Origin of the sequence: Oceanisphaera profunda, from assembly GCF_002157895.1 — a bacterium.
In the GTDB taxonomy this organism is placed as follows: Bacteria; Pseudomonadota; Gammaproteobacteria; order Enterobacterales; family Aeromonadaceae; genus Oceanimonas; species Oceanimonas profunda.
Genome location: NZ_CP021377.1, coordinates 2,466,039 through 2,481,534 on the forward strand (window position 1 = coordinate 2,466,039; position 15,496 = coordinate 2,481,534).

Sequence of the window (15,496 nt, forward strand, 5' to 3'; positions counted from 1 at the left end):
ATAAGAAGGCATTTTATCGTTTATTAAGCGGTTTTTCGCCGCTCTTGGCGAGCTAATGGGCTAACTGGCGAGCCAGTGGGCGCACGCTTGCTCAAATTCAGCGACCGAGCTAAAACCATAACTTTGCACTAACTGCGCCAAGTCGGCGGTTTTAGCCAGCTCTCGTAATATGGTGAGCAAGGCGGCTTGGCGTTTAAAATCAGCGGGCGCCATATTAAAGCGCGCCTGAAACTCTGCTTCTTGGGGCTTAGTTAAGGCAAAGTTGACCAAGTTAGCACTCATAATCTGTTGCAACTTGGTCAAGGAGGCCGCTTTTGAAGAGGCGGTCAGCGGCTGCGGCGTAAGGTGCTGCAATTCATCATGTAACACGCGGCACAATCGACCGTAGGCACCTTGCCAATCTAACTCATGCCCAGCATTAGCTGGGTGAGTGCTTGGCCAATTTGCCAGTCTGGCGGCACCAGCTAATAACAGCGGGGCAGCCGTTAATAAGCCCGCTTGGCGTGGCTGCACTAAGCGCGGCGAAAAGGCCAAACGACTAATGCGGCTGTGGGCCACCGTGTGCCAAGTAAACAAGGTGTCGGCGGGTAAAAACACCGCGTCATCTTTGCCTAACACATAAAAGTGTGGGCCGAGCTGCAGCAAGCCAGCCCCTTGGTGCACAATAAAGAGCAAACCTTTGAGGTAGCGATGACGTTTGCCAGGAATTAAGTGCGCTGGCTCAAGAAGCTGGTAGTGAATACTGTGTTGGGCGGCTGTGGTCATTGTGATCAGTTCATTTTTGGCGGAGAATTTGAGACAAGGTTTATTGTTCAGGATGTAAAGCCATGGTAACCCGTCGTAAAAAACGTTTTATAGCTGGAGCTGCGTGCCCCAAGTGTCAGGAAATAGATACCATGATGCTGTATCTGGAGCAGGGTGTCGAGAAAGTCGAATGCGTGAGCTGCGGCCACACTCAAAGCCAAACCGCCGAGCAAGTGGCCAAGGCGGGGCAAGGCGAGGTAATTGGACTTTTTAAGCCCGATTAATCGCTCGATTTATGACTCAGTGAGTCCGTGACCACTGATGCTCAAACCTGATAAAAGCGCTGCCTTTGTGCGCCCCGCGCATTTAAACCGTCTTGGCCATCCTGTATGCTATTACAAAATTCATTAGCAGGTTCTCTTATGAGCATTTCTGAAAACAGCGTAGTAACTCTCGACTTCACAGTGACCAACATTGACGGTGAAATCCTCGATACCACAGAAGACAAGCAGCCCTTAGAGTACTTGCACGGTACCGGTTATTTAGTATCGGGCTTAGAAGCCGTGCTCGAAGGCAAAGTCGAAGGTGAAGACTTCGACGTAACTTTAAGCCCAGAGCAGGCTTACGGCGAGCGCGACGACAGCTTAATTCAAGCCGTACCCGGTGAGTTGTTCGATGGCATGGAAGTGTCAGAAGGCGATACTTTTGTGGCTGAGACCGACGATGGCCATCGCCCCGTGACCATTATCGAAGTGTCTGAAGAGTCAGTGACGGTAGACGGCAACCACCCGTTAGCCGGCATGACGCTGACTTTTAAAGGTGTAGTACGTGCTATACGTGCAGCTACCGAAGAAGAGCTGGAGCATGGTCATGTGCACGGCGAGCATGATCACGACCATGATGATCACGAGCATTCAGATGGCTGCTGCGGTCACCAACACTAAGAGTCATTTAGTGAACCGTAAATAAAAAAGGCGCCGAGGCGCCTTTTTTGTTGCCCGTTTTTGAGCAGTAGGGCGCATGTTTATCCGTTGCTGAGCGCTTGGTGCTGGGCGCTGCTCTTCGCATCAATAATGCGGCGGGGGTGGCTCATCGGCTTGGCTGCCAATATTGCTGGGCTGCAGGTCTTTAAGCCGCTGCGCCATCATGCTGAGTTGGGCTTGCAAGCGTGCGCTCAGGGCCCCTTGGGCAGTAATCTCTTGGTTGAGCTGCTCTATGGTGTCATCTTGAAACGCGAGTCGTGTTTCAAGTTGCTCTAAGCGCGCCAGAATATCGTTAGTCATTGATTTGATTCTCTAGATTTTTTTGATTCACGTTAGATAAGGCCCAGCGCTCGCCTAAGCCAGACGAGCTAACGCTGTAAATTTCTTTGTCGCCAATAAATGCCACGTCGTAAACCATAGCACTGGCGGGGCGCAGTTTGGTGTGCGTGCCCACCTGCCACTCTTGCAGCAGTTGACCGCTATCGAGTTGCCATAATTCTAAGCGTCGGGCGGTGCTGCCGGTTAGTAGTCTATTGTGCGCGGCGTCTAGCCTGGCACTGACAAACGTTTGGCCGCGGTAAGGTACTTGCAACTTTGATAGCAACTCACCCGAGGGCAGTTGATGTAATTGACCTTGGCCTTGGGCATCGGCGCTAAAGGCCGTTTGGCCTTGGGCGTCTAAGCGCACCACGGTAATACTGTTCTCTTGTTGCCATTGGCTCAGCACGCGGGCATCTGTGGTTTGCCAGAGTAAAACTTGGCCATCCAAGCTGCCACTTAAGGCATAACGGCCATTAGCGGAGAGATCGACGGTGTTGATGCGATTATTGCCTTCGGGCCTTTGGTGGCCCATAAATAGCAGCCGTCGCCCGGTTTGTAAGTCCACAAACTCTACCGTGCCATCTTGATAGCCCAGCAGCATGCTGCGTGCCGCGTCACTGATGGCTAAAGTACGCAGAGATTGGGTGAGCTCATAAAAGCCGAGGTTTTGACCCTCTTGCAGCGACCACAGGGCCACGGTTTTTTCAGTGGCCGTGGCGGCCGTTTGGCTATCTGGCGAGCTGGCTAATAGTATGATGCTCTCACTCGATGTCCCTTGATACCAGTGATAAATAGGCGCAGATTCGCCCGCTTTCCACACTTGCACCGGACTGGGGCCCGTGGCAACAAAAGTGAAGCGGCCATCAGAGGTGGTTTGCGCGGCCAGCACAGAGCCGTTAGCAAAACGGCGTTGCTCAAGAGGTGAATCGGTGGCATCACAGCCCGTAAGCTGCAAAAAAGTGACGCATAGCATCAAGCTAAGTAGGTAAGCAGGCATTTTTATCAGTTTGGGCTTTCGCATCGGCAAGAGGACACGTTAGTATAGGTTCGGATTTATAAGCATCTCATTTTCCATGGGAATTTTCCCCTATTCTGGAGCTAATAATGAAAAAATTGTTACAAGTCAGTTTACTTGCCTCTGCGGTATTAGTGGGCCTGAGTGGTTGTAATGACGACAAGGCGACCACCTCTGCCCCTGCGGCTGAGCAGAAAGCGCCTGCTACTCAAGAAACGGCTGCGAATGAATTCACCAGCTTTGAAGCTAAGTCTGCGTATGCCATTGGTTTATCTATGGGTCGCTACATTGGCTCTACGCTAGAGAAACAAGAAGAGCTGGGTGTGAACTTGGACAATGACACCATTCTTAAAGGCGTTCAGGATGGCTTTACCGATAATGGCAAGATGAGCGATGAAGAAATTCAGACCGCATTAACCGCCTACGATGAGCACATCAATGAGCTTATCGAAACCCAAGCCAAAGAGCAGTCGACTAAGAGCTTGGAAGAAGGTAAGAAATTCTTAGCTGAAAATGCCAAGCGTGACGGCGTTAAGGTGACTGAGTCTGGCTTACAGTACGAAGTGCTGACTGAAGGAAAAGGCGATAAGCCTAAAGCCGAAGACATGGTTACCGTGCACTATGTGGGCACACTCACCGATGGCACCGAGTTTGATAGCTCAATTAAACGTGGCGAGCCGACCAGCTTCCCGTTGAACCAAGTGATCCCAGGTTGGACCGAAGGCGTGCAGTTAATGCCAGTGGGCGCTAAGTACAAGTTTGTGATCCCCTCCGATTTGGCCTACGGCGAAACCGGTGCTAATACCATTCCGGGTAATGCGGTACTGATCTTTGAAGTTGAGCTGTTAGATATCGAATCAGACGAGCCAGCCGCTGAGGTTACAGAAGAAACTAAAGCTGAAGTAGCCGAAGTTAAAGAAGAAGCTAAAGCCGAAGTAGCTGAAGTTAAAGAAGACGCTAAAGCGGAATAAGCTTGAACTGAATTGATGATGTTGACGGCGCCTTAGGGCGCCGTTTTTATTTGTGCCTTATTTGTGCCAATAGTGCCTGCCAGCCGTTATCTTGCAGTAATAACTGTTCTTTTTTTACCTTAGTTAAGCGCTTAAGCCGCAGCTCTAATTTGAGGGCTTGGGATTGGTCCGCGACTTCGCGCTGCCACACCAAGTGCGCCGGACGCCGCGCCCACACATAACGTGAGGCACGGGAGCGCTGTTGATTGTGCTCCATGCAGCGCCGCTCTGGATCTAAGCTAATGCCTGCATACAGGCTGCCATCCACGCAACGTACTAAGTAAAGATACCAAGGGGCAGGTGTATTTTCGGGCTGTATGCTCTCAGGCTGAATGTGCTCGGGCAAAACTTTTGACAAAGAGTCGGCTAAACAAGTGGTCATAAAGCCAGTGGGCTCAGTGGCACTTGCACGGTTTGTGGCGCATAACAGAGATCGGTGGTGCAGCCTTGATACTGCACCGTCACATACGCCTGCTCCGCTACATGCTGCAAGGGCACGTTTAACGTGAAGGGCTGCTTATATACTTGGCTCTTGCCAAAATATTCGTCCTCATGGGGCTCGCCTGCGGGCAACTGCCAGTCTCCGAAAGTGGCCAGTTTAGGTGCCAGGGTGAGCTGGTGACGATAGAGATAATAGCCAGGCGCTATATCAAAACTGAGCTGCAGTGAGTCCGTGGTTTGGTTTGAGCTCAATATAAAAGCTTGGTCGGCGGTTAAAAAGTCGCTCTGGTTACTGGTGGCTTTATCGTTAATGCCTAGCCAATCTAGCAGGCCCGCGTGGGCTAAGCTTGGAGCCAGCGAAGTGCTCAATAAACTCAATAAAAACAGATGAGTATAGTTTTTTTTCTTTAGCTTGAGCGTAGAAATAAGCACAGGCATGGGCTGCTAACCTCATCAATAATGGCGGGAAGACGCCACTATATCGCGGCTCTTAGCTAAAAGCATCGGGCGTTGTTTATTGAAAATGGCACGCTTTGTCCCCATTATCATGTTTTAACCCCAATTAAGCGCGGTTTAAGCGCAAGACGAGGCATGAGTGGGTAAGGTGTTTCTATTGTTCGTGGCAGCAACGCTGTTAGAAATATTTGTGTTTATCGAAGTGGGCTCCGCCATCGGTGCGATGAGCACCATAGTATTAATTTTACTCAGTGCCATAGTGGGCTTGAGCTTGGTGCGGATCCAAGGGTTTCAAACGCTAATGGAGGCGCAGCGTAAGGTTAGCTTAGGTGAACCACCGGCCCGTGAAATGCTCGGTGGCATTATGCTGGCGCTTAGTGGCATCTTGTTGGTATTGCCGGGTTTTGTGTCGGATATGCTGGGCTTGTTGCTGTTGTTGCCGCCAGTGCGCGAAGCGCTAGTGGCGCGTTTGCTAAGCAAGGTGAAAATGCAGACTCGACAGCAAGGACATACCTTCAGTGGTGAATTTCATCACACCGATGGTAGCGATCAGCAAGCGCGATTAGATGAGTTCCTTAAGTCTCATCAAAATAACCCTCAGCAAGACGGCGCTCAGTCAAATAAGCAGGACTCAGGTACCACCTTCGAAGGTGACTTTGAGCGTAAAGACGATAAGTAATTTATAGCACCAAGCACCAAGCTAAACAAAAAATCCCACACCTCCACGCTCTGGCGTGGAGGTGTTTTTTGAGCGGGTGAGACTCGATGGTCGGGTGTTTTAGCTTGGTGCTCGGCGCTTAGCGCTGTTACATAGGTCTCTTGATTTTCCACGGGAAGCGCCACCAAGCGAAGAGTCCGGCGATAATGCCGGCCAGGATATTGGCTACTAAAATGCCGATAAACACTCCTTGCTCACCGCGCCACAGGTTGCCCAGCCACGCCAAGGGCAACAAGATGCCAAATAGTCGTAGGCTGTTTAAGCCCAACGAGATACTCGACACTCTTAGGCCATTTAAGGCTGAGGCCAGCAGCATAAAGCAGCCTTGTAAGCCGTAGCCCAGCGGCACTAATCGCAGGTAAAACGTCAGGTGTGCACTGACCTCTTCATTATCAGTAAAGCGCTGGGCCAGCCAAGGCGCGCTTAGCCACAGCAAGCCAAATAAGGCTAACTGAAATAACAAGGCGAAGCGCATCGACTGCAAGAGGGCGCTGCGACTGCGCTGGTGTAAACCGGCACCGGTATTTTGCGAAATAAAGGGTGCGAGCACAGAACCGAGCGCCATAATGCCAATCAGCAACATGGCTTCGATACGTGAGGCAGCACCATAGGCGGCCACCACTTCGGTGCCTAAACCGGCCAAGATCATCATTAATACGGCGGTGCTTAATGGATTCAGCAAGTTAGTAAAACAAGCAGGCAAGGCCACGTGTAATAGCTGGCGCCAATGGGCAAACATACGACGAGTCTGCTGCAAGGGCCACACTAATAATCGCTCGCGGCGCCACAATAACCACAAGCCCACGCTGCAGGCCATTAACCAAGAGCACGCTGAGGCAATGGCCGCACCCTTAATACCTAATTCGGGGAAAGGGCCTAAGCCAAAGATCAGCAGCGGATCCAAGATACCGTTTACCAAGCCCGCTACTATCATCACTAGGCTTGGGGTGCGGGTGTCACCAGTGGCGCGAATGGCCGAGTTGGCCACCATGGGCAACACCAACAGCGGCACCGTCATATACCAAATCCACATATAGTCGTGCAGTAGCAATAGCAGCGCCTCTGTGGCGCCTAATAGCCGAAACAGCGGGTCTATGGTGAGCGTACCCAACACCGACAATAAACAAATTAAGCCCAAGGTTAATAACAAGCTGTGGCTGGTAAACAGCGCCGCCTGTTGGTGATTTCCGGCACCGAGTGCTTGGCCCATGCACGCCGAGAGGCCGGCACCTAAGCCCATGGCCAGTGAAATCACTACAAAGGTCACCGGAAAGGTAAAGCTAATGGCGGCCAGTGCATCTGTGCCCAATAAACCGATAAAAAAGATATCGACCAGATTAAAGGCCTGAATGGCCATAATGCCCAGCGCCATGGGGCCGGCCATCTTGGTCAGTTGCCGGCCAATGGGCGCGGTGAGCAATAAGTTTGGTGAACCCACAAATGATCTCTTGGGATGGTGCGGCACTCTCTTTGGGCAAAATTAGCCCTGAGTGCGCGCGTCATGAATGAAAATTTTATGCCTAAACCCTTGAAGCAGAAAAAATTGCTCCCATATAGTAAGACAGTCTAACAGTTTGCGGCCGTCGGCCGTTTATGTCACTAAGTAACACCACTCATCAGGAGAGTTATTGATGAAAATTCGTCCATTACATGATCGCGTTATTATTAAACGTACCGAAGCCGAGTCAAAATCTGCCGGAGGCATAGTGCTGACTGGGTCTGCCGCCGAGAAATCTACCCGCGGCGAAGTGCTGGCAGTAGGTAACGGCCGCGTACTGGACAGCGGTGAAGTGAAAGCCATGTCCGTTAAAGTGGGTGATCAGGTTATTTTCAACGAAGGCTACGGCGTAAAAACCGAAAAGCTGGACGGCCAAGAAGTGCTGATCCTGTCTGAAAATGACATTCTCGCGATCGTTGAGTAATTCTCACCTTTCCCCATTTTAATTTACACGCTAAGGAATATAAAGAATGGCTGCTAAAGACGTAAAATTTGGTAATGACGCCCGCGTAAAAATGCTGGCAGGCGTAAACATCCTCGCCGACGCCGTTAAGGTAACCCTGGGCCCTAAAGGTCGCAACGTAGTACTGGATAAGTCATTCGGTGCACCTGTGATCACTAAAGACGGTGTATCCGTTGCCAAAGAAATCGAGCTGGAAGACAAGTTCGAAAACATGGGCGCCCAGATGGTTAAAGAAGTGGCGTCTAAGGCGAATGACGAAGCCGGTGACGGTACTACTACTGCAACCGTATTAGCTCAGTCTATCGTGAACGAAGGCCTAAAAGCCGTTGCCGCTGGTATGAATCCAATGGATCTGAAGCGCGGTATCGACAAAGCCGTTCGCCACGCTGTAGAAGAGCTGAAAGCATTATCTGTACCTTGTAAAGACACCAAAGCCATTGCTCAGGTAGGCACTATCTCTGCCAACGCCGATGAAACTGTGGGTGCTTTGATCGCTGAAGCCATGGAAAAAGTGGGCACAGATGGCGTGATCACCGTTGAAGAAGGCCAAGGCTTGCAAGACGAGCTGGATGTGGTTGAAGGCATGCAGTTTGACCGCGGTTACTTGTCTCCCTATTTCATCAACAAGCAAGAAACAGGTACCGTTGAATTAGACGACGTGTTTGTGCTGCTGGTTGATAAGAAAGTGTCTAATATCCGCGAATTGTTGCCGGTATTGGAAGGCGTAGCTAAGCAATCTAAGCCGTTATTGCTGATTGCTGAAGATGTTGAAGGCGAAGCGCTGGCCACCTTGGTGGTGAACAACATGCGCGGCATCGTGAAAGTTGTGGGCGTTAAAGCGCCAGGCTTTGGCGACCGTCGTAAAGCTATGCTGCAAGATATCGCCATTCTGACCGGCGGTACTGTGATCTCTGAAGAAGTGGGTCTGGATCTGGAAAAAGCGACGCTGGAAGACTTAGGTCGTGCCAAGCGCATCGTGATCAGCAAAGACAACACCACCATTATCGATGGCGCCGGTGAAGCGACCACCATTGAAGGTCGTGTAGCGCAAATTCGCCAGCAAATTGAAGAATCTTCTTCAGACTACGACAAAGAAAAACTGCAAGAGCGCGTGGCCAAATTGGCAGGCGGTGTAGCCGTTATCAAAGTCGGTGCTGCGACCGAAATGGAAATGAAAGAAAAGAAAACTCGCGTCGATGATGCACTGCATGCCACTCGCGCTGCAGTAGAAGAAGGCGTAGTACCGGGCGGCGGTGTGGCACTGGTACGTGCTGCGAGCAAGCTTGCAGAGCTGACCGGTGACAACGAAGACCAGAACGTGGGTATCAAGGTTGCTCTTCGCGCCATGGAATCTCCACTACGTCAAATTGTTACCAACGCCGGCGAAGAAGCGTCAGTGGTGGTTTCTAAAGTGAAAGACGGTTCAGGTAACTTCGGTTATAACGCCGGTAACGGTACGTACGGCGATATGCTGGATATGGGCATCTTGGATCCGACTAAAGTAACGCGCTCTGCACTGCAGTTTGCGGCTTCAGTAGCGGGCTTGATGATCACCACCGAAGCCATGATCACCGATCTGCCACAGAAAGATGGCCCAGGCATGCCTGATATGGGCGGCATGGGTGGAATGGGCGGCATGATGTAATTTAAATTACCTCATGCGGCGGGGTTTAATCCCTTAGCCATATAAAAACCGGGCCTTGTGCCCGGTTTTTTGATCTGGGCGATGGGTATTCGCTCGAATGCGCAAGACTGATATTGAATTTAATAAGATTTAGACGCGCAGGTTAAAATGCTATAGTCGTCGTATCATGTGCACATTATAATATGTGACATAAAGCATTGTTTTTGAAATAAATATTACCTAATGTGCTAGTTTGCGCGGTCGTATAAGGAGAGTGCATGAGGTTGCTAGCGGGAATACTGCTGTTGTTGCTCGCCCAAGTTACTCAGGCCGGCACTGAGCCGGTGATACTGAGTGTCTACGGCGATATTCAATTGGATGAAAACCATTACCAAAGACTCGACTTTACCTTAAGTGAATTACAAGCACTGACTCAAGCCGAGGTCACCACCTCTCACCCTTGGAATACGAAGGCGCAACACTATCGCGGTGTTGATCTGAATGCATTATTCCAGCAGCTGTTTGCCCAAAAACATATCACCAGCTTAAACCTAGAAGCGCTGAACGGCTTTAGCGTGATGCTGGATTGGTCGAAAATTAACGAGTTCTCTCCTATTTTGGCGTGGCAAGAGGATGGCCAATTGATGAGTCGGCGTAATAAAGGGCCTTTATGGCTGGTCTTGCCTTTTGATCAAATGTCTAAAGTGAAGCAAGCCGAGTTCATGCATTACATGGCGTGGCAGCTGAAAGTTATAAGGGTGTACTCGGAGCCTGAATGAAACGCTTCTTTGCCTCTTACCCTCGACTTGACGGCCAATATGGTCGTGTTTCTGCCATTAAATTTTTATTGGGCGGCGGTTTACTGTTGGTGATGCTGTATTTTGGCAGTGGTGCCAGTCAGACGCTGGGTAAGATCCGCGAGCATAACACCTTGCTTGAGCAGCGCACCTATGAGGTGCCTTGGTCGCTGATGCAATTACAGCTGGAAATGGGCCGCTTTTTAGATGCGGTACGACTGCGCCATGCGGCAGCCATCAGCCAAGATGATTTTATGCTGCGCTACGATATTCTGTGGAGCCGAACCCCCCTTTTGTTGAGCAGTCAGTTTAAAAGTGGCCTTGGCGAACGCCCCGAGCTGGGTCTGCTGATCCGCCAAATTGATGCCCGCATTCATGAACTGGAGCCTACAGTTGAAGGCTTGCAGCCTCACTCTCCTGATTATCTGATTATTTTAACCGCGCTAAGCCCTTATCTTGAGCCCTTATCGCGCACTGTGAGTGCGCTCATGCATGATAACGTGCGCTTTTATGCGGAGTATGACCTTGCCTATCGCCAATTAGGCAAACAGCTTTATCGGTCGATAGAGGGCTTTTTTGTTGCCTTACTGCTGCTGCTCGTGCTGTTGTTTCGTGAACTGCATCGTTATTGGCGCTTACAGCAACAAGACCCCTTAACTGGACTGCCAAACCGTTTGGCATTGCAACGCCACATCAGCACGCTGATTGAACAAGACCAACCTTTTAGTCTGACTTTATTAGAGCTTAAAGATCTGAATAGTCACTATCAGCACTTTGGTTTTAAGGTGATAGATCAGCTGTTGCAAGTGTGCTGTGAGCGGTTACAAGGCAGCCTATTAGGCTATGAATACCTGGCTCAACCTAGTGAAGGTAAAATAGTGGTGGTGGGCAAAGGAGTGGTGGAGTTGGCGGATATTCGCGCCCAACTCTCCAGATTCAGCCACGTCTTGAACGAGAAAGCGTCCGTCGCGGGCTATGACTTTTACATGGAACCCTTAATGGGTGTGGTGTTATATCCGTTTGATGCAGATAACCTCGTCGATCTGCAAGCGCGGTGCGAGCTGGCTTTGGAGTTGTGCAAGCAGCAGCAAAAAAACTATGTGTTCTTTGACCCTTCGTTATTAAAAGAAATGTCACGCCGCCAGCAATTGGCCAAAGATTTACCGGCCGCCATCACCAGTAATAGCCTAACGCTGCAGTTACAGCCACTGCTCACTTGGCCTGCCCAGCAGTGTGTGGGCTTACAAGTCTTAACCAGCTGGCATCACCCCAGCTTTGGCGTGATAGCGCCGGCGGAGTTGCAGCGCATGACTGAGCAGTATCAGTGTGCAGAAGGCGTGATGCTGTGGAGTTTGCAGGCTATGTGCAGCCAGTTGCGCGTGTGGCAGCGCCATGCTTATCAGGATTATTTACCTAATTCCCTGCCTAACTCTCTACCTAATTCTCTACCTAATTCTCTACCTAACTCTCAGCAGGATCCTCAGCCACCCTTATTTATTAGCGTGACGCTGCCTGCGCCGTTATTTCGCTTAGGCATAGAAGTGAGCTTATTGGCGGTGTTGCAACAGTATTCCATTACGCCCGCCAGTCTGGTGTTAGAGATCAATGAAGAGATAGTCGCCACAGATATGCCGACGGCTAACCTGATACTGGCGCGCATGAGAGCCGTGGGCATTCGTATTATGTTGACTGAGTTTGGCAGTGGCAGCGCGCCCTTAGGGCCATTGTCACAGTTACCTTTGGATTGGCTAAAGCTTAATGCCACCCAGTGTACTGGTATTGAACATCAAGGTGATGCTCGTCGCCAGCTCACCGCCTTATTGGCCATGGCCGAGGTGTTGACGGTGCCGGTGGTATGTTGCGGGGTGGATCATGTGAGTGAGTTAACGGCACTGGAAAGCTTAGTGCTAGACAGCTCCGCATCAGCAAGACCAGAACGAACAAGGCCAGAGTCAAACAACCATAACGCCGCCTTGTTAGTACAAGGTGACGCCGTAGGTGAGCCGCTGCTAGTGACAGAGGTAGGAGAGTGGCTTAAACGTAGCGCTCAGTTAAAAATAAACAGTTAAGCGCAGCTAAAGATAAACAGTCAGTTAGAGAGAAACATGAGCCATGCTAGGCAAAGGTATTTTCCTCACGCCTCACGCCGAGGGCAGGCGCATAAATTGCTGCAGCGTTTCGGCCAGTAACTGAATTTTATGCACCATGCGCGAAAGCAGTGCTTGATACTCTTGCTCACTCACAGTGATCAGTATTTCCAACTCTTCTACCAGCTCGGCCACGTAGGGTAAAAAATGGTCGGCTTTGGTAATAAACTGGCTGTCTTCACGCAACACGGCATTGAACTTGGCCTGACCTTTAGTACGCAGCTCGGCCAGCTTTTTATCTGCATCAATCGCCATGTGATACAGCTCTTTTAGGGTGTCATTTAACTTAGTAGTAACGGCGTCGTGCATAGGGTTTCCTTTAACGGCTAAGCCGCATCAATTAATGATAAAAATTTCTAAAGATTAAGTCCGCTAGTCTTTAGCTCTGTGTTGGCTCTAGCCCTAAATCAATGGGCGTTTTATTAGCTTCGCCGCCAATTTCGCGCACCAATTTAGGCACTAAAAATCCCGGTAATTCAGCGAGCAGCTCAGCCATCAGTGCTTTGGCCTTAGCGTCACTTACGGCAAAGTGTGCAGCTCCCGCCACCTTATCTAACTGATGCAGATAATAGGGCAAGATGCCGGCGCTAAACAGTCGCTCCGACAATGCGCATAAAGTGTCAGCGTCATCATTTACGCCCGCCAGCAGTACGCTTTGATTGAGCAGGGTAATGCCCGCTTGACGCCAACTGTTGAGCCGCTGGCTCAAGTCATCATCTAGCTCATTGGCATGATTGATGTGCAACACCATAACCGCTTGCAGGCGACTATTGCTTAGAAGCTCACGTAATCCATCGGTGAGGCGCGCGGGTATTACCACGGGTAAACGCGTATGAATGCGCAGCCGCTTCAGGTGCGGGATAGCAGAGAGCTCTGCAAATAAGTGGGCTAGGTGGTTATCTTTGGCCATTAATGGATCGCCACCGGAGAGGATCACTTCGTTAATCTCTGGGTGCGCGGCTATGTAGGCTAATGCCGCCTGCCAACCCGCTTGATCTGGGCTGTTTTCTGCATAGGGAAAGTGGCGGCGAAAACAATAGCGGCAATTTATAGCACAGCCGCCCCGCACCACGAGCAACACCCGCGAGCGATATTTGTGCAATAAGCCGGGCAGAGCGCTGTCGTGCTCATCAAGCGGATCGGTCACAAAACCCGGCACGTCAGCAAATTCATCACCTAAGGGCAGCACTTGGCGCAGTAGCGGATCATTTGCATCGCCTTTAACCATTTTATCGGCAAAGGGGCGCGGTACGCGCATGGGAAACAAGCGCCGCGCGGCAAAGCCTGCTTGCCAAGGTGCGGCGTCTATTTTTAAGTAGCCCAACAGCTGCTCGGGAGAAGTAAAGGCCTGGCCCAGTTCTTTTTGCCAGTTAATATGTAAATTTCCCTGTTTTAGGGGTATGATTGCCGGCATTTTCTGCAACTCTGTCAAACTCACGAGGGTAACATGGCCTCTTATAATACCAATGATTTCCGCGCTGGCCTAAAAATTATGTTGGACGGTGAGCCTTGCGCTATCGTTGAAAACGAATTTGTTAAGCCAGGTAAAGGTCAAGCATTTAACCGCGTTAAATTACGTCGTCTACTTAACGGTAAACAGCTGGAAAAAACCTTTAAGTCCGGCGAAACCTTTGATGCGGCCGATGTGATCGATATGGAAATGGCGTATCTGTATAACGATGGTGAGTTTTACCACTTTATGGATAACACCACCTTTGAGCAGTTGGCTGCCGATGAGAAAGCGGTAGGCGATACTAAGCTGTGGCTCAAAGAACAAGACGTATGCACACTCACATTGTGGAATGGCTCGACCATTTCAGTCACAGCGCCTAACTTCGTTGAGTTAGAAGTGGCTGAAACTGATCCCGGCCTAAAAGGTGACACTGCCGGTACCGGTGGTAAGCCTGCAACCTTGGTGACCGGTGCTGTAGTACGAGTACCGTTGTTTATTCAAATCGGCGAAGTGTTGAAAGTAGACACCCGCTCAGGTGAATACGTATCACGCGTAAAGTAAGTATCAAGCCTTGCGAATAAAAACGGCACCCCTGGGTGCCGTTTTTTATTGCGTGCGGAGTGAGGCGTAGAGGATGAGGAGAAAAATCCCCTCACGCCTCACGCCTTACTCTTTACCGTAGACGTTATTTTCTTGCTCACGTACACGGATAAAAGTAGTGCGCTTGGTCAGCTCTTTTAAACGGGCTGCACCCACATAAGTACAAGTAGAGCGTACGCCACCCAAGATATCTTGAATGGTGTCTTCTACTGGGCCACGATAAGCCAACTGCACGGTTTTACCTTCTGCGGCGCGATACTTGGCCACACCACCTGAGTGCTTGTCCATGGCGCTTGATGAGCTCATGCCATAGAAGTTCATGTAGGTTTTACCGTCGCGCTCAACCAGCTCGCCACCACACTCTTCGTGAGCGGCTAACATGCCACCTAACATCACAAAGTCTGCACCGCCACCAAAGGCTTTGGCTACGTCACCTGGGCAAGTACAACCGCCGTCACCGATGATCTGGCCACCTAAACCGTGAGCTGCATCAGCACACTCGATAATGGCAGACAGCTGCGGATAACCCACACCGGTTTTCACGCGGGTGGTGCACACAGAGCCTGGGCCTATGCCCACTTTAACGATGTCGGCACCGGATAAAATCAGCTCTTCTACCATTTCACCGGTGACGACGTTACCGGCAATAATGGTGTGCTTTGGAAATTCTTTGCGCGCGCGGCTAACAAAAGACGCGAAGTGCTCGCTGTAGCCGTTGGCCACGTCGATGCAGATAAAGTTTAGCTCATCAGACAGCGCTAAAATCTGCTGCAACTTCTCAAAATCTTTGTCAGAAATACCACTAGAAACGATCACATGTTGCAATGTTTCGGTCGTTTCGCCTTCAACAAAGGCCTGCCACTCGGCGACTGAGTAGTGTTTGTGCACGGCGGTAAGAATATCGTGCTTTGCCAGTGCTCGGGTCATAGAGAAAGTCGCGACCGTGTCCATGTTAGCGGCAATAAGTGGCACACCAGACCAGCTGCGACCAGAATGCTTAAACATAAACTCGCGGTTGAGCTCTACTTGAGAACGGCTGTTAAGGGTTGAGCGCTTAGGACGGAACAATACATCGCTAAAGCCCAGTTTCAAGTCTTCTTCAATACGCATTGGGATATTCCCTTAAAAAGTGACAGGCACAAAAAAACCGGGAGTTTCTTAGGCCCCCGGTTTTCAGCATTCTAGGTTTCTGAAAATATTTTGCAACACTCTTGACCGAATAATCA

Annotated in this window: 18 protein-coding genes; 9 read left to right on the top strand and 9 right to left on the bottom strand. The window is 50.4% G+C overall.

Annotation, left to right across the window (positions count from 1 at the left end):
- Nucleotides 1-60 precede the first annotated feature (60 nt).
- Complete coding sequence (locus CBP31_RS10850; protein ID WP_087037209.1) at nucleotides 61-765, bottom strand: hypothetical protein; 705 nt, start codon at nucleotides 763-765, stop codon at nucleotides 61-63.
- Between the two features lie 62 nt (nucleotides 766-827).
- Between CBP31_RS10850 and CBP31_RS10855 the strand changes: the two genes are divergently transcribed.
- Together CBP31_RS10855 and CBP31_RS10860 are read left to right on the top strand one after the other, a co-directional pair.
- Complete coding sequence (locus CBP31_RS10855) at nucleotides 828-1,028, top strand: YheV family putative zinc ribbon protein (protein WP_087037211.1); 201 nt, start codon at nucleotides 828-830, stop codon at nucleotides 1,026-1,028.
- Between the two features lie 138 nt (nucleotides 1,029-1,166).
- The gene (locus CBP31_RS10860; RefSeq protein WP_087037213.1) at nucleotides 1,167-1,688 is read left to right on the top strand and encodes an FKBP-type peptidyl-prolyl cis-trans isomerase; all 522 of its coding nucleotides are present in this window, start codon (nucleotides 1,167-1,169) and stop codon (nucleotides 1,686-1,688) included.
- A 123-nt stretch (nucleotides 1,689-1,811) separates the two neighbouring features.
- Here CBP31_RS10860 and CBP31_RS10865 read toward each other — a convergent pair whose 3' ends face one another.
- Entirely contained in the window at nucleotides 1,812-2,027 is a 216-nt protein-coding gene (locus tag CBP31_RS10865; protein ID WP_087037214.1) for a SlyX family protein, read from the bottom strand.
- A complete protein-coding gene (locus CBP31_RS10870; RefSeq protein ID WP_227875003.1) occupies nucleotides 2,020-3,069 on the bottom strand; it encodes a WD40 repeat domain-containing protein in 1,050 nt (349 codons plus the stop codon). Before CBP31_RS10870 ends, CBP31_RS10865 begins: the two co-directional genes overlap by 8 nt.
- Nucleotides 3,070-3,152: 83 nt before the next feature.
- Between CBP31_RS10870 and fkpA the strand changes: the two genes are divergently transcribed.
- Nucleotides 3,153-4,034 (top strand): FKBP-type peptidyl-prolyl cis-trans isomerase, encoded by an 882-nt coding sequence (fkpA, locus tag CBP31_RS10875; RefSeq protein WP_087037216.1) that lies wholly within the window; start codon nucleotides 3,153-3,155, stop codon nucleotides 4,032-4,034.
- 46 nt (nucleotides 4,035-4,080) lie between these two features.
- Here fkpA and CBP31_RS10880 read toward each other — a convergent pair whose 3' ends face one another.
- Both CBP31_RS10880 and CBP31_RS10885 read right to left on the bottom strand, forming a co-directional pair.
- Nucleotides 4,081-4,431, bottom strand: a complete 351-nt coding sequence (locus CBP31_RS10880) for a GIY-YIG nuclease family protein (RefSeq protein ID WP_227875004.1) — start codon at nucleotides 4,429-4,431, stop codon at nucleotides 4,081-4,083.
- A 20-nt stretch (nucleotides 4,432-4,451) separates the two neighbouring features.
- Nucleotides 4,452-4,952, bottom strand: coding sequence for a protein-disulfide reductase DsbD domain-containing protein (locus CBP31_RS10885; protein ID WP_087037217.1), 501 nt, complete (start codon nucleotides 4,950-4,952; stop codon nucleotides 4,452-4,454).
- Between the two features lie 157 nt (nucleotides 4,953-5,109).
- On the opposite strand from CBP31_RS10885, the gene CBP31_RS10890 reads away from it, so the two are divergent.
- Nucleotides 5,110-5,649 (top strand): FxsA family protein, encoded by a 540-nt coding sequence (locus CBP31_RS10890; protein ID WP_087037218.1) that lies wholly within the window; start codon nucleotides 5,110-5,112, stop codon nucleotides 5,647-5,649.
- A 127-nt stretch (nucleotides 5,650-5,776) separates the two neighbouring features.
- Here the strand turns inward: CBP31_RS10890 and CBP31_RS10895 are convergent, their stop codons facing one another.
- A complete protein-coding gene (locus tag CBP31_RS10895; RefSeq protein WP_265414952.1) occupies nucleotides 5,777-7,126 on the bottom strand; it encodes an MATE family efflux transporter in 1,350 nt (449 codons plus the stop codon).
- Between the two features lie 193 nt (nucleotides 7,127-7,319).
- Here CBP31_RS10895 and CBP31_RS10900 point away from each other — a divergent pair, with 193 nt between their 5' ends.
- The 4 genes from CBP31_RS10900 (at nucleotide 7,320) to CBP31_RS10915 (ending at nucleotide 12,139) form a co-directional block, all read left to right on the top strand.
- A complete protein-coding gene (locus CBP31_RS10900) occupies nucleotides 7,320-7,610 on the top strand; it encodes a co-chaperone GroES (protein WP_087037219.1) in 291 nt (96 codons plus the stop codon).
- A 46-nt stretch (nucleotides 7,611-7,656) separates the two neighbouring features.
- Complete coding sequence (gene groL, locus CBP31_RS10905) at nucleotides 7,657-9,294, top strand: chaperonin GroEL (protein WP_087037220.1); 1,638 nt, start codon at nucleotides 7,657-7,659, stop codon at nucleotides 9,292-9,294.
- Between the two features lie 257 nt (nucleotides 9,295-9,551).
- Nucleotides 9,552-10,052 (top strand): molybdopterin-binding protein, encoded by a 501-nt coding sequence (locus tag CBP31_RS10910; RefSeq protein ID WP_087037221.1) that lies wholly within the window; start codon nucleotides 9,552-9,554, stop codon nucleotides 10,050-10,052.
- Entirely contained in the window at nucleotides 10,049-12,139 is a 2,091-nt protein-coding gene (locus CBP31_RS10915; protein ID WP_087037222.1) for an EAL domain-containing protein, read from the top strand. The genes CBP31_RS10910 and CBP31_RS10915 overlap by 4 nt, the downstream gene beginning before the upstream one ends.
- A gap of 72 nt (nucleotides 12,140-12,211) precedes the next feature.
- Here the strand turns inward: CBP31_RS10915 and CBP31_RS10920 are convergent, their stop codons facing one another.
- A complete protein-coding gene (locus CBP31_RS10920) occupies nucleotides 12,212-12,526 on the bottom strand; it encodes a hypothetical protein (RefSeq protein WP_087037223.1) in 315 nt (104 codons plus the stop codon).
- 70 nt (nucleotides 12,527-12,596) lie between these two features.
- A complete protein-coding gene (epmB, locus tag CBP31_RS10925; RefSeq protein WP_087037224.1) occupies nucleotides 12,597-13,631 on the bottom strand; it encodes an EF-P beta-lysylation protein EpmB in 1,035 nt (344 codons plus the stop codon).
- 33 nt (nucleotides 13,632-13,664) lie between these two features.
- On the opposite strand from epmB, the gene efp reads away from it, so the two are divergent.
- Nucleotides 13,665-14,231 carry an elongation factor P gene (efp, locus tag CBP31_RS10930; RefSeq protein WP_087037225.1) on the top strand — a complete coding sequence of 189 codons (567 nt, stop codon included), beginning with the start codon at nucleotides 13,665-13,667 and terminating at the stop codon, nucleotides 14,229-14,231.
- A gap of 105 nt (nucleotides 14,232-14,336) precedes the next feature.
- Here efp and CBP31_RS10935 read toward each other — a convergent pair whose 3' ends face one another.
- The gene (locus CBP31_RS10935) at nucleotides 14,337-15,380 is read right to left on the bottom strand and encodes a GMP reductase (RefSeq protein WP_087037226.1); all 1,044 of its coding nucleotides are present in this window, start codon (nucleotides 15,378-15,380) and stop codon (nucleotides 14,337-14,339) included.
- Nucleotides 15,381-15,496 lie beyond the last annotated feature (116 nt).

Excerpts from the sequence above, each read along its gene's own strand:
- CBP31_RS10850 (WP_087037209.1), bottom strand. The coding sequence starts at position 765 with ATGACCACAGCCGCCCAACACAGTATTCACTACCAGCTTCTTGAGCCA.
- CBP31_RS10855 (WP_087037211.1), top strand. The coding sequence starts at position 828 with ATGGTAACCCGTCGTAAAAAACGTTTTATAGCTGGAGCTGCGTGCCCC.
- CBP31_RS10860 (WP_087037213.1), top strand. The coding sequence starts at position 1,167 with ATGAGCATTTCTGAAAACAGCGTAGTAACTCTCGACTTCACAGTGACC.
- CBP31_RS10865 (WP_087037214.1), bottom strand. The coding sequence starts at position 2,027 with ATGACTAACGATATTCTGGCGCGCTTAGAGCAACTTGAAACACGACTC.
- CBP31_RS10870 (WP_227875003.1), bottom strand. The coding sequence starts at position 3,069 with ATGCGAAAGCCCAAACTGATAAAAATGCCTGCTTACCTACTTAGCTTG.
- fkpA (WP_087037216.1), top strand. The coding sequence starts at position 3,153 with ATGAAAAAATTGTTACAAGTCAGTTTACTTGCCTCTGCGGTATTAGTG.
- CBP31_RS10885 (WP_087037217.1), bottom strand. The coding sequence starts at position 4,952 with ATGCCTGTGCTTATTTCTACGCTCAAGCTAAAGAAAAAAAACTATACT.
- CBP31_RS10900 (WP_087037219.1), top strand. The coding sequence starts at position 7,320 with ATGAAAATTCGTCCATTACATGATCGCGTTATTATTAAACGTACCGAA.
- groL (WP_087037220.1), top strand. The coding sequence starts at position 7,657 with ATGGCTGCTAAAGACGTAAAATTTGGTAATGACGCCCGCGTAAAAATG.
- CBP31_RS10910 (WP_087037221.1), top strand. The coding sequence starts at position 9,552 with ATGAGGTTGCTAGCGGGAATACTGCTGTTGTTGCTCGCCCAAGTTACT.
- CBP31_RS10915 (WP_087037222.1), top strand. The coding sequence starts at position 10,049 with ATGAAACGCTTCTTTGCCTCTTACCCTCGACTTGACGGCCAATATGGT.
- CBP31_RS10920 (WP_087037223.1), bottom strand. The coding sequence starts at position 12,526 with ATGCACGACGCCGTTACTACTAAGTTAAATGACACCCTAAAAGAGCTG.
- epmB (WP_087037224.1), bottom strand. The coding sequence starts at position 13,631 with ATGCCGGCAATCATACCCCTAAAACAGGGAAATTTACATATTAACTGG.
- efp (WP_087037225.1), top strand. The coding sequence starts at position 13,665 with ATGGCCTCTTATAATACCAATGATTTCCGCGCTGGCCTAAAAATTATG.
- CBP31_RS10935 (WP_087037226.1), bottom strand. The coding sequence starts at position 15,380 with ATGCGTATTGAAGAAGACTTGAAACTGGGCTTTAGCGATGTATTGTTC.